Here is a 13186-nt window from a genome sequence, read left to right as displayed (position 1 = left end):
AGATTAAAAGTGCTGGTGACACAAATGGCTGCCTTGAGCGACGCACAGCGCTATGACGTCTACGCCAGCATCGTGCAGGTGAGAGGTAACGATGCCGCGCACGAGGCACTCTCGCGACCCAACGAGCGCGTGGTCTTAGGCCTTCGCCAGGAAAACTCAACGCTTGCGGCCATGCAGGATCGCGCGCATGCCGGAAGCTTGCGTAGAGACGATCCGGCAACCCCTGCCATCAACGAAGCTCAGGGCGGCACGGGCGTCTACAACGACCGCCTGGTCGTACTGTGGAAGGATGCCGATGGCACGCGTCATACGCAGGTCGCCCAGCAAGCAAACACCGAGCCGACTGCACAGTACGATCATCATGCAGGCAACACGGGGCGGCGCCCGCTTGCGGAAGGCGGCATGGAGAACAGGACATTTGCGCCTTCGCCGGGCTTTGAGAGCATCACCAGGCCCAGGAAGATCGAAGGCGAGGACGTCAATGCCGATGGCATCAGGGATCTCGGTCGCCTGAGCGAAGGCACCATCGAGATGCGGATGGGGCAGCACCCAAATCCCAGCCGGCCAGGCACCCAAGACAACGCACTACGCCCAAGTCAGGCGGCAGTCGATGCAGGGAGGGGCGGGGTACAGCGGGATAGCAATGCGGACGGCTGGTTTGATCAAGCCGATCTCAACGGTGTGCAAGATCTCAACGACACCTTCAAGATTCATCGCGGTTCCAGCGGCAGTACCGATTCGGCTGGCTGCCAGACAATTCATCCAGCCGAGTACGATGGGTTCATCGCGGCGGTTCAAGGCAACCCCGCGCAGACGCGCTGGCAATACGTGCTGACCAGCACCACACCCGGGCCGGTGCGGGAGCAGCATCAGGACCAAGGGCGACGGCGTGAAGGGGCACGGCCAGGGCAGGAGGAGCGGGGGCATCCGCCGGCCCAGCCGCAGCGGCAGAACGGCGGGCCTGCCGCGCCCGTGCCTGGGAGGCCGCGACAGGCAGACTCAGAAGACGCCCAGCCCGCGCCTCACCCGTTGCATGCACAGGCCAGCACCTTGGTTGGCCAGTTGGACGCCAGCATGGGCCGCGCCAGCGATGCGCACAGCGAGCGGATGAGCGCCAGCCTGGCCCATCTGGCAAAAGAGCACGGGCTCGAGCGCATCGACCACGTAATGCTGAGCAATCAAACATCGCGTGTAGCGGCCGGTGCCACCGTGTTCGTGGTGCAGGGCGAACCCAGCAACCCGGCCCATCTGCGTGCCAGCATGCCCACTGACATGGCAGTCAATACTCCGGTGGAGCACTCGCTGGCAAAGCTGCAAGAGCTCGACGCGCGTACGTTGGCGCAAGCGCAGAGTCAGGGGCAGGAAAGATCGATGGCGCAGGAAGAGGTTGTCAGGCCCCGAAGTATTGGGTGAGGTAGTCAGCTTCCACCCTTCGGGCGTAATCAGTACTCGGGTTCGCTTCTGAAAAGCCCGCTTGCGAAAATCAGTCGATCGACCGATATTCCATATTCCGGAATATGGAATATGGGCGGACCTAGCGGTGGAATTGAAGCCCCAAGATCTGGTGGTGCTGTACAAGCAGGTCGCCCAGGCGGGCCAGGCCTGGACGTATGCATCCTTTGGAGAAGCGCTGGGCATGAGCCCTTCTCAGGTGCATCGCAGCGTCAAGCGCGCGGTGGCATCCGGCTTGGCGCTGGAAAAAGGCCGCGGCGAATGGGAGACGGTGCGCACGGCGCTGCACGAATTTGCGGTCCACGGCGTGCGCTATGCCTTCCCCGCCGTGATCGGGCCGCTAAAGCGTGGCATCCCTACGGCCTTTGGCGTGCCCCCACTGTCCACTGCGATTGCCAGCGCCCCAGGGGAGGCACCGGTGTGGCCAAGCGCGCAGGGCACGGCCAAAGGCCCCGGTTTGTCGCCGTTGTCGACCGGTGTGCCCAACGCTGCGCTGGCCGACCCCACCTTGCACCAACTGTTGGCGCTGCAGGACGCCCTGCGCAGCGGGCGGGCGCGCGAGCGCACGTTGGCAGCGCGCTATCTCAAACAATTGCTGGGGCTTGGCGATGCGGTCTGACGATCCTAACTTGCCGCATCTGCTGGTGATTGCGGATGCACTGGGCGAACTTTGCGGCCACGTGGTCTTCCTTGGCGGGGCAGTCGTTGGCCTGCTGGTGTCGGATCCATTAGCGGAAAGCGTCCGCGCCACCTATGACGTCGATGCGGTGGTCAATCTTGATTGGGCTCGATTCCGGGGTATCGAGGCGCGCGTGGAATCGCAGGGCTTTGCGCGCGAGATGCGCAGCGGTGTCGTCTGTCGCTGGGTACACCAAGCGTCGGGCGTCCTCTTCGACCTGATGCCGGTGGATGCCGGCGTGCTTGGCTTCTCCAACCGCTGGTACGCCCATGCGGTAGAGACGGCCCAAGTGGTTGCCTTGAGCGATCGCCTGTCCATCCGCTTGGTGACAGCGACAGCATTCGTGGCGACCAAGCTCGAAGCCTTCGTTACCCGAGGCAACAGCGACTTTCTTTCCAGTCACGACCTGGAGGACGTCCTCAATGTCGTCGATGGCCGTGCCGAGCTGGTGGAAGAGCTGGCCGTGGAGCATGCAGACCTTCGACAGTGGGTTGCCGACGTGTTTGCGGGGCTAGTGGATAACCCGGCGTTTGTGAACGCGTTGCCGGGAATGGTCGCCGAACCGGAGCGCGCAAGCATTGTGCTTCAGCGTTTACGCGCCAACGCATCAGCCTAAAAGCGACGTTGTCGGCTTAGGTCTGACGGAGAAAACCTTGAAGCACCGCCGCTTGCTTGCGATGATGCATCGCAATTGCAACGCACTGGGGCCCCATGAAATCCGCATCTCTTCCATCGCTCCGGGTAGACCCGGCGCTGCGCGAAGCGGCCGAAGCCGTGCTGCAGGAGGGTGAGACGCTGTCCAGCTTCGTTGAGCACTCCGTGCGTGCCCAGGTGCAGCAGAGGCAGCAGCAGGAAGCCTTCATTGCCCGTGGGCTGGCCTCGCGTGACAGCGCTAAAACGTCTGAGCGGTACATCGACGCGAAGGATGTGCTGGCCGGGCTGCAGTCCCAGCTGGACGAGGCGCGCAAGAGCTGACCCAGGGTGCACTTTAACGTCCGTTTTACCGAGGAGGCGCGTAATGATCTTGCGCGGCTCTACGGCGATTTGTTGCAGCGGGCTGGGACTGATTTCGCCGTGGCCGAGCGCGCTTTGCAGCTCCTTGGTGCTGGCATCACGGTACTTGAAGTGGCACCGCTGAGTTGTCGTAAAGTTCGCCAAGGCGACCCTTTCCAGCGTGAGCTGGTGATTGGCTTCGGCCCAAGTGGCTATGCGCTGTTGTTCGAAGTCCAAGACAAGCAGACGGTGCTCGCGCTCGCAGTGAGGCATCAGCGTGAAGACGACTGGTGCTAAGGTCTTACGACGAAGAATGTATAGAAAATTCTGAATTTAAGAAGAAGGTCGTGATGGCACGGATGTGGATGGTGCGCGGTGAGGGCGGGAGCTTGTACGAAGCATTTCGCGAGCAAGGCGTGGTTGCAGTAGGTTGGACTCAGCTCGCGGCTGAGGCCAAGCCAGGTGTTGATCGCAAGCAATTGATAGCCATTTATCAGGCTGCTGAGCCATTGGCCAGACCTGGTGCCGTCATTTCCGGAGCCTCTCAGGTATGGCGTTTCGTAAATGAAATTCAGCAAGACGATTGGGTCATTACTTACTCGCCAGCGAATCGCCTTTACGCAGTTGGCACTGTGGCGGGGCAGGCGGAGTACCTCCCCGAGTCGGCTGAATCAGGCATAGCACTTGCGCGGAAGGTGCAATGGCTGCAGCAGGAGCTTCCCCGCGATCACCTGGGTATCTCAACCAAGAATAGCCTTGGCTCCACACTGACATTGTTTGAGGTGCCGCCCAGTGCCGCCGACGAGATATTGGCAGTGCTCAAAGGTAAGCCGGTACAGGAGATCGAAGAAGCGCTGGACGAAGCCGTTGCCGACCCTCTCGCAGGTATCGAATCCCAGGCGCTCGAGCGCATCAAGGATCTGGTCAGCGAGCTTGGCTGGAGTGACATGCAGCAACTTGTGGCCGGCATTCTGCGAGCGATGGGCTACAAGACCCAGGTCTCGCCACCCGGCTCGGACCGTGGGAAAGACATTGTCGCCTCGCCAGACGGGTTTGGCTTCGAACATCCACGTATTGTCGTGGAGGTCAAGCATCGTAAGGGGCAGATGGGCAGTCAGGACATTCGCAGCTTTCTTGGTGGGCGCCACAAGGATGATCGCGGTTTGTATGTCAGCACCGGCGGCTTCAGCAAGGATGCGCAGTACGAAGCAGATCGCGCGTCCATTCCACTGGCGCTGTGGACGCTGGACCATGTGGTGCGCGCGCTGATCGAGCACTATGCGGCTACCGACGCCGAGACAAAACGCATTGTGCCGCTGAAGCGGCTTTACTGGCCCGCCTGAAGCCAGAGGAAGAAAAAGTGACATCTACCGAACAAAAGATCGAGCGCTTCATCGCCGCCTTGGCTTCGCTTGGCGGCAGCGCGGGCAATCAACGCCTGCGTGAGGAACTGGGCTGGCAGGACAGCACCTACCAACGCATCAAGCAGCAACTGATCGACGACGGCCGCATCCGCGCTGGTCGGGGGCGAGGTGGATCGGTTGCCTTGACGGCGGCGATACAAATGCCAGCTGCGCCCAATGTTGCACCCGAGCCCAAGCCGGCACGGGCCAAACCCGCGCCTGCACCGCTCAAGAAGGAATCTGTGTCCGAACTCGACTACGCCGACAAGCTCTGGAAAACCGCCGACAAGCTACGCGGCAACATGGAGCCCAGCGACTACAAGCACGTTGTGCTCGGCCTGATTTTTCTCAAGTACATCTCGGATGCCTTCGAAGCCCGGCACGCGGCATTGCTGGCCGAAGATCCACAGGCTGCAGAGGACAAGGACGAGTACCTCGCCGAGAATATTTTCTGGGTTCCCAAGCAGGCGCGTTGGTCGCACCTGCAGGCAAACGCCAAGCAATCGAGCATCGGCACGCTGATCGATGACGCCTTGCGCGCTATCGAGAAGGACAACGAATCGCTGAAAGGCGTGCTGCCCAAGGACTACGCGCGCCCCGCGCTCAACAAGGTGATGCTGGGCGAACTGATCGACCTGATTTCTGGTATTGCGCTCAACGACAAGGGCGCGAAGTCCAAAGACGTGCTTGGCCGCGTGTACGAATATTTTCTCGGTCAGTTCGCCGGTGCCGAAGGAAAGCGCGGCGGCGAGTTCTACACACCGCGCAGCGTGGTGCACACCCTGGTGGAGATGATCGAGCCTTACAAGGGCCGTATCTACGACCCCTGCTGCGGTAGCGGCGGCATGTTCGTGCAGAGCGAGAAGTTCGTCAACGAGCACGGCGGACGCATTGGCGACATCGCCATCTATGGGCAGGAAAGCAATTACACGACCTGGCGCCTGTGCAAGATGAACCTTGCCGTGCGCGGCATCGATAGCGACATCCGCTGGAACAACGAGGGCAGCTTTCACAAGGACGAACTACGCGACCTGAAAGCCGACTTCATCCTGGCCAACCCACCGTTCAATATCTCCGATTGGGGCGGCGAGCGCCTGCGCGATGACGTGCGCTGGGCGTTCGGGCCACCACCGCTTGGCAATGCCAACTACGCCTGGTTGCAGCACATCGTCCATCACCTCAGCCCGCACGGCGTTGCCGGCGTTGTCCTGGCGAATGGCTCAATGAGCAGCCAGCAAAGCGGTGAAGGCGACATCCGTAAAGCGATGATCGAAGCCGGCGTGGTCGATTGCATGGTCGCCCTGCCTGGGCAGCTGTTCTATTCCACGCAGATTCCGGCCTGCCTGTGGATTCTGGCCAAGGACCGCAGCAATGGCCTGGTGCTAAAGAGCAAGTTGCGCGACCGCCGTGGGGAAATCCTGTTCATCGACGCTCGCAACATGGGCGCACTGGTCGACCGCACCCGGCGCGAATTGAGCGATGCCGAGGTGGCCAGGATCGCAGCGACCTATCACGCATGGCGTGGAGAACAGGACGCAGGCGACTATGTTGATATCGCCGGGTTCTGCAAGGCAGCCCCGCTCGACGAGGTGCGCAAGCACGGCCATGTACTCACGCCAGGCCGCTATGTCGGCGCAGCGGCGCAAGAGGATGACGGCGAGCCGTTTGCGAAGAAGATGCAGCGCCTGGCAACGCTGTGGCGGGAGCAGCAGCAGGAAGCGGTGAAGCTTGACGCAGCGATCGAGATGAATCTGAAGAACCTGGGGTTCTGACAGGAGAGACATGATGAACGAGAAACTCGACCTCACAGCATTGCGCAATGCGGTGTCTTCGCTGGAAGACAGCCTGGTCGTGGTCAGCGACAGCGCCTGGTTCAACCAGCAATCGAAGCAGGTGAAAAACACGCTGGTGGCAGGCGTCATCCAGAATTTCGAGTTCGTCTATGAAATCGGCATCAAGATGCTCAAGCGCCAGATCGAGGCCGAATCCGCCAGCCCGGAGGAGGTGGATGAAACCAACTTTCGCGAAGTGCTGCGTGTGGCTGCCGAAAAGGGCTTGATCGCCGACGTGGAAGCCTGGTTCAAGTATCGGCAGATGCGCAACATCACCGCGCACACCTACGATCACGAAAAGGCGAAGAAGGTGTACCAGGGCACCCTGGACTTCATCGTCGATGCGCGCGACTTGTTGCAAAAGCTGGAAGCACGCAATGTCTGACACGCCCAATATCGACATCCGGCCCGATCATTGGCGGATCGTGCGCGACATTCTGCGCAAGCATGTGCCGCACCACGAAGTATGGGCCTTTGGCTCGCGCGCCAAATGGCTGGCCAAGCAGTATTCCGATCTGGACCTGGCCATCATCACCGATCAGCCCTTGTCGCTGGCGGTGAGTGCGGCACTGGCCGACGATTTCTCCGAATCGGATTTGCCGTGGAAGGTGGATGTGGTTGATTGGGCCACGACGGGGGAGTCGTTTCGCAAGATAATTGAGCGTGACAAGGTGGTAGTGCAAAAATTGTGGAAAGAAATTTCGCTTGCCGGTGTTTACGAGTTTAGCTCCGGCCTATCAAAGCCGCGTTCGGAATTTGGCTCGGGCTTTCCATTCTTGTCGTTCAAGGATGTGTTTTACAACTCCGCAGTTCCAACTGAGTTGTCTGAGCTAGTGAATTCGACAGCGCAGGAGCGCAATCGCTGCTCAGTAAAGCGCGGTGACGTTTTTCTGACTCGCACCAGTGAGACGTTGAATGAGTTGGGGATGAGTAGCGTTGCGCTTACCGATATTCCCTGCGCAACATTCAATGGTTTCACCAAGCGGTTGCGACCAAAGCAAGAGCAAGTCATCGCGCCAGAATTTGCGCGTTATTTCTTCAGGAGCGGGAAATTCCGGAGTGCGGTCAGGGCGATGTCCTCAATGTCGACGCGCGCAAGTCTCAATAATGAGATGTTGGAGCGTTTGACGATTTCATTCCCGTCATTCGAAGAGCAAACAGAAATTGGGGGCATTCTTTGCGCACTAGACGACAAGATAAGAATCAACCGGCGTATGAATCAGACGCTGGAAGCGATGGCCAGCGCCCTGTTCAAGTCCTGGTTCGTGGACTTCGACGGCGTGCCGCAAGAGGAAATGCAGGAATCGGAATTGGGCTTGATTCCGAAGGGGTGGCGGGCTGCCTCACTAGACTCGATTGCTCACTACCTTAATGGTCTGGCGTTGCAGAAATTTCCGCCAGAGAGTGAGGTCGAGTTCTTGCCCGTCATAAAAATCGCGCAACTGCGCGCTGGTCATGCGCAAAATGCGGACAAGGCAAGTACTCGGCTCAAGTCAGAATATATCGTGCAGGACGGTGATGTATTGTTTTCATGGTCAGGTACGCTGGAAGTCGACGTGTGGACGGGTGGTCGTGGAGCATTGAACCAGCATCTGTTCAAAGTGACTTCGACAGAAGTGCCCAAGTGGTTCTATTACTTTGCCACACGCCAACACTTGCCTAACTTCCGAACCATCGCCGCAGGCAAGGCCACCACGATGGGTCATATTCAGCGCAAGCACCTTGCTGACGCTAAAGTCGCTGTGCCACCGACCGATGCGATGAGTGAATTTGACCACACCATCGCGCCGCTGTTCGAGCAGATCATCAACAATGCTTTGCAATCTCGAACCCTTGCCCAACAGCGCGACATCCTGCTCCCCAAGCTGATTTCAGGCGAGTTTCGGGTAAGGGATGTGAAGTGCTTCCTGGAAAAAGCAAAGTGAGCCTGGATTGGTGCCCAGGCATCCGTGAAGCGTGCCTGTATTGGCGCGAGGCCCCGATGTTGCAGCAGACCTTCGAGGCGCTGGAACGCACCCTGGATCAGGACAATGATGCGTGTATAGATTGCGCGAAATCTATTGTTGAAGTATTTTGCCGGATCATCGTAGGTGAACTCGATTCGCCGACTCTGCCCGTGAGGCCGAAGGCTACGGCCCCAGACTTCGGTGAGTGGGTCGGTGCCGCTGTGCGCGTGCTTAAGCTCGGCGAAAACCAAAACAGCAAATTTCTCAAGCTGGTTTCGCAACACCATAAGTTGACATCAGCATTGGGCGATCTACGGAACGAATCTGGACCGGTCAGTCATGGGCGTGATGGATTTCTCGCCAAACTGTCCATTCACCATCGCCGCTCGGCTGTCCTGTCAGCGGATGCACTGGTGATGTTTCTGCATCAAGCCTACCTGGAGGCGCAGCGAGATCCGGTCAATTCGCGTGAGCCTTGGGAGCGGTTTGAGGAATTTAACCAATTAATTGACGCTTATGTCGGACTGGAGTTGGTAATGGACGATGACGGCAATTCTGGGTTTCGGGTTCTTTTGCCTGGCAATGACTCCTTCCCCCTCAATGTTTCCGTCAGCCGTTTGCTCTACCAGCTTGACCGCGCTGCTTATATCGAAGCGTTGAACGCCGCGCGTGATGCACCTGCTCTTGTAGCGGAGAAGGATGTGGAACGAGGAGAGCACTGATGGCCTGGGACTGGGCAGTGATTGGAACCGCTGTTGGTGGGTTTTCTACCCTGATCTACACCGGATTCACGTATGCACTGCTGCGCGAGAACCGTGCGCTGCGCAAGGCAGGCCGCTCGCCCCAGGTGGTTGCCCATTTCGAGCCGCACCCCGATGGCAACGGAGCCCTGCAACTTGCGTTCTCCAACGTAGGCACGGGTCCAGCCCTGGATGTCTGCTATTCGTTTGAGCATGAGGCTGGAGATTTCGAGAATTATCACATCTTGTTCAAGCATGCCGAAGAGCGCCCGGCGCTGACCATGATTGGGCAAGGTGAGAAGTTTAGCTTTACTTTTGCAATCGGATTCAACCTGTTCAACCCCAAAGATGCGAACGTCAGCAGACGGCTCAAGCCTTTTTACGTCAACGTTAGCTGGCGTGCTGCAGTGGAAAAAAAGCTAAACACTGAAAAATATCTTTTGGATGTCTCGGCATATGCCGGGCTACCTGGGGTGGTCGAAAAGCCATCCATTGCCAAGATCGCAGATGCGCTGGGTGACATAAAAAAGCACATGGGAACATTGGCGCAAAATGCTGACGCACGAATTCGAATAGTGGATGCGACCTCAATCGAGGAGCACATAAGGAAAGTCGTTCCAGTACGACAACCACTTTCCGATGAGGAGCAGAGCTAATGGCTTTTCTATCCGAAGCCGCAGTCGAGCAAGCCCTGCTTGAACAATTACGCAGGTTGGGCTACTCCGTCGTCTCAGACAACACAGCGGGCCCGGACGGCAGCGCGCCGGAACGTGAAAGCCACGATGTCGTGGTGCTGCAGCAGCGATTGGCCGATGCCGTCACCCGGCTCAACCCGCAGCTGCCGCCGGAGGCGAGGGAAGACGCCACCCGCAAGCTTACCCAAAACGAATTGCCGAACCTGCTGGAAGAAAATCGCCGCATCCACGCGCTGCTGACCGAAGGGGTGGATGTCGAATACTACGCGGACGATGGTGTGCTGACAGCGGGCAAGGTTTGGCTACTCGACTTTGACCGCCCGGAGAACAACGACTGGCTGGCCGTTCAACAGTTTGTGGTCATCAGCGGCCAGACCAGACGCCGGCCGGACGTGGTGCTGTTCGTCAACGGCCTGCCGCTGGCGGTGATCGAGTTGAAATCGCCCGGCAGCGCAGGTGCAAACCTGGTGGGCGCATTCAACCAGTTGCAGACCTACAAACAGCAGATCCCCGCGTTGTTCCACACCAATGCGGTGCTGGTCACCTCCGATGGCATTGCCGCGCGGGTCGGCTCGCTGTCCGCCGATCTGGAGCGCTTCATGCCGTGGCGCACCACCGACGGCAGGCAGGTGCTGCCCAAGGGACAGCCGGAGCTGCCCACGCTGATCGAAGGCGTGTTCGCGCCGCAACGGTTTCTGGAGTTGCTGCGCTGGTTCACCGCTTTTGGCGAGACCGGTGGTGGACTGGTCAAGATCATTGCCGGTTACCACCAATTCCACGCGGTGAACCACGCGGTGGAATCGACGATTCGCGCCTCACGCAGCGCCGTTGCCGAAGATCCAGCCAAGTACGGCTTGGCCAGCGTTAAAGCGCAGCCGGCAGGCGACCGCAGGGCGGGGGTGATCTGGCATACGCAGGGCAGCGGCAAGAGCCTGCTGATGGCCTTCTACGCCGGGCGGCTGGTGCAACACCCGGCGATGCGCAACCCGACGCTGGTGGTGCTGACCGACCGCAACGACCTGGACGACCAGTTGTTCGGCACGTTTTCGATGTGCAAGGCGCTGCTCCGGCAGACACCGGTGCAGGCCGACAGCCGCGAAGATCTGGCGCACCTGCTCGATCGCGCAAGCGGCGGCGTCATCTTCACCACCTTGCAGAAATTTGGTGAATTGGAAGCGCCATTGACCACACGCCGCAATGTGGTGGTCATTGCCGATGAAGCGCACCGCAGCCAGTACGGCCTGAAAGCTAAACTGGACGCGGAGACCGGCGTGGTCTCGTATGGCTTTGCCAAATACATGCGCGATGCGCTGCCCAATGCCTCTTTCATCGGCTTCACCGGCACACCCATCGAAGCGACCGACGTAAATACCCCCGCGCTGTTCGGACATTACATCGATGTCTACGACATCAGCCGCGCGGTGGAAGATGGTGCAACTGTCCCGATCTATTACGAATCGCGGCTGGCGCGCATTGAATTGGATGAAGACGAAAAGCCCCATTTGGATGCAGAGGTCGAGGCCCTGTTCGAGGGGGAAGGCACGGATGAGAAGGAAAAGCTGAAAGGGCGGGCAGCGGCAGTGGAGCGGCTGGTCGGCAGCCAGAAGCGGCTGGCCCTGGTGGCACAGGACCTGGTGACGCACTTCGAAGAGCGCGTGGCTGCGTTGGATGGCAAGGCGATGGCGGTGTGCATGAGCCGCGAGATCTGCGTTGACCTCTACACCGAAATCATCAAGCTGCGCCCGCACTGGCACAGTGACGACGACACGCTGGGCGCGGTCAAGATCGTGATGACCGGCGCGGCCAGCGACCCGCCGCACTGGCAGCAACATATCGACAACAAGGCCCGGCGCGATGCCTTGGCGCGCCGCGCCAAGGACCCGGCCGACCCGTTGAAGCTGGTGATCGTGCGCGATATGTGGCTGACCGGCTTCGATGCGCCCTCCATGCACACCATGTATGTGGACAAGCCGATGAAGGGGCATGGCCTGATGCAGGCTATCGCGCGGGTCAACCGCGTGTTTCGGGACAAGCCGGCCGGCTTGATCGTCGACTACATCGGTATTGCCCAGAACCTGAAATCCGCCCTAGCGCAGTATTCGCCCCAGGACAAACAGAACACCGGCATCGACGAAGCGCAGGCGATCGCCGTGCTGCGGGAGAAGTACGAAGTCGTGCGGGATATGTACCACGGCTTTGACTACCTCACGGCACTAAATGGCACGCCGCAGCAGCGCCTGGCGATGATGGCCGGTGCAATCGAGTGGATCCTCGATCAGCAGCAGCAATGGATGGCCGCGGCAAGCAGCGACGATGGCAAGAAGGCAGCGCAACGCCGCTACCAGGACGCGGTGCTGGCCTTGTCAACGGCCTATGCGTTGGCCTCCGCCTCGGATGAGGCGCTTGCGGTGCGTGAGGAGGTGGGCTTCTTCCAGGCGATTCGCGAAGCCTTGGTCAAAAGCGCGACGGGTTCAGGCATCAGCTCGCAGGAGCGCGACTTCGCCATCCGCCAGATCGTGAGCCGTGCGGTGGTCTCCACCGAGATCGTGGATATCCTTAAGGCTGCCGGTATCCAGTCGCCGGACATTTCCATCCTGTCCGATGAATTTCTTGCCGAAGTGCAGAGGATGGAGAAGAAGAATCTCGCCTTGGAAGCGCTGCGCAAGCTCATCAATGATGGCATCCGCTCGCGTAGCAAGCGCAACATTGTAGAGACCAAGGCATTTTCGGAACGGCTGGAAGACGCGATTGCGCGCTACCACGCCAATGCCATCACCACTGCCGAAGTCTTGCAGGAACTGATCCGCATCGCCAAGGACATCCGCGCGGCACGTGCACGTGGCGAAGAGCAGGGGCTGAGCGAGGATGAGATCGCCTTCTACGATGCGTTGGCAGAAAACGAATCTGCGGTGCAGGTGATGGGCGACGATGCACTCAAGGTCATCGCACACGAGCTGCTGGTGAGCCTCAAGGGCAGCGCTTCGGTGGATTGGGCACGCCGCGACTCGGCGCGTGCGCGCATGCGTGTGTTGGTCAAGCGAATCCTGCGTAAGTATGGCTACCCGCCTGATCTACAAGATGCCGCCGTGCGGACGGTGCTGCAGCAGGCGGAGGCGCTCTCCGCTGCATGGTCTGCATGACTTGGGCTATTGACGCCGGGTGACTACGGTAGCAGGATTTGGTCACGGAGCCTCGGAACTCCTCGTACAGCGGTTCGCCACCTCCGACATCGGTGGTTCGCTTAGACATGCGAGAGATCGAATGACCGGGGCTGATCAACACCTGAGTGTGAACACTGGCTACTACCTGCCAGAAGGCGCGCAATACCGCTTGCAGCAACTGCGCGACCACATGCGCTTCTTGGCGCGCCTTGCGCAGCCACCGACGTCCCCCCGCCCTGAGTAGCGGCCAGGTTTAGAGTCCAGGGTTGATGATAGCGGCGTTGG

At 59.7% G+C, this 13186-nt stretch carries 12 protein-coding genes; all 12 read left to right on the top strand.

Annotated features, from left to right (window positions below; genetic code table 11):
• Nucleotides 1–1413, top strand: a 1413-nt coding sequence (locus J7360_RS19490) for an XVIPCD domain-containing protein (protein WP_343237360.1), incomplete at its 5' end; no start/stop codon positions are given.
• Between the two features lie 127 nt (nucleotides 1414–1540).
• The gene (locus tag J7360_RS19485) at nucleotides 1541–2071 is read left to right on the top strand and encodes a hypothetical protein (RefSeq protein ID WP_057663645.1); all 531 of its coding nucleotides are present in this window, start codon (nucleotides 1541–1543) and stop codon (nucleotides 2069–2071) included.
• Complete coding sequence (locus J7360_RS19480; RefSeq protein ID WP_228909113.1) at nucleotides 2061–2747, top strand: hypothetical protein; 687 nt, start codon at nucleotides 2061–2063, stop codon at nucleotides 2745–2747. The genes J7360_RS19485 and J7360_RS19480 overlap by 11 nt, the downstream gene beginning before the upstream one ends.
• A gap of 95 nt (nucleotides 2748–2842) precedes the next feature.
• Nucleotides 2843–3106 (top strand): YlcI/YnfO family protein, encoded by a 264-nt coding sequence (locus J7360_RS19475; protein ID WP_057663641.1) that lies wholly within the window; start codon nucleotides 2843–2845, stop codon nucleotides 3104–3106.
• 6 nt (nucleotides 3107–3112) lie between these two features.
• Nucleotides 3113–3421, top strand: a complete 309-nt coding sequence (locus J7360_RS19470) for a type II toxin-antitoxin system RelE/ParE family toxin (protein ID WP_057663637.1) — start codon at nucleotides 3113–3115, stop codon at nucleotides 3419–3421.
• Nucleotides 3422–3474: 53 nt separating this feature from the next.
• Nucleotides 3475–4467 (top strand): restriction endonuclease, encoded by a 993-nt coding sequence (locus J7360_RS19465; RefSeq protein ID WP_057663664.1) that lies wholly within the window; start codon nucleotides 3475–3477, stop codon nucleotides 4465–4467.
• A gap of 17 nt (nucleotides 4468–4484) precedes the next feature.
• Complete coding sequence (locus tag J7360_RS19460) at nucleotides 4485–6299, top strand: class I SAM-dependent DNA methyltransferase (protein WP_343237359.1); 1815 nt, start codon at nucleotides 4485–4487, stop codon at nucleotides 6297–6299.
• Nucleotides 6300–6312: 13 nt separating this feature from the next.
• A complete protein-coding gene (locus J7360_RS19455) occupies nucleotides 6313–6744 on the top strand; it encodes a nucleotidyltransferase substrate binding protein (protein ID WP_244667839.1) in 432 nt (143 codons plus the stop codon).
• The gene (locus J7360_RS19450) at nucleotides 6737–8284 is read left to right on the top strand and encodes a restriction endonuclease subunit S (protein WP_209034549.1); all 1548 of its coding nucleotides are present in this window, start codon (nucleotides 6737–6739) and stop codon (nucleotides 8282–8284) included. The genes J7360_RS19455 and J7360_RS19450 overlap by 8 nt, the downstream gene beginning before the upstream one ends.
• Nucleotides 8281–9027, top strand: a complete 747-nt coding sequence (locus J7360_RS19445) for an abortive infection family protein (protein WP_057664251.1) — start codon at nucleotides 8281–8283, stop codon at nucleotides 9025–9027. The genes J7360_RS19450 and J7360_RS19445 overlap by 4 nt, the downstream gene beginning before the upstream one ends.
• Complete coding sequence (locus J7360_RS19440; protein ID WP_057664255.1) at nucleotides 9027–9701, top strand: hypothetical protein; 675 nt, start codon at nucleotides 9027–9029, stop codon at nucleotides 9699–9701. Before J7360_RS19445 ends, J7360_RS19440 begins: the two co-directional genes overlap by 1 nt.
• Entirely contained in the window at nucleotides 9701–12880 is a 3180-nt protein-coding gene (locus tag J7360_RS19435; protein ID WP_209034547.1) for a type I restriction endonuclease subunit R, read from the top strand. Before J7360_RS19440 ends, J7360_RS19435 begins: the two co-directional genes overlap by 1 nt.
• Nucleotides 12881–13186 lie beyond the last annotated feature (306 nt).

The organism is Xanthomonas sp. D-99 (genome assembly GCF_017746145.1).
Taxonomy (GTDB): Bacteria; Pseudomonadota; Gammaproteobacteria; order Xanthomonadales; family Xanthomonadaceae; genus Xanthomonas; species Xanthomonas cissicola.
The sequence above is the reverse complement of the archived record's forward strand: the minus strand, read 5'-3'. Positions and strand labels throughout refer to the sequence as shown.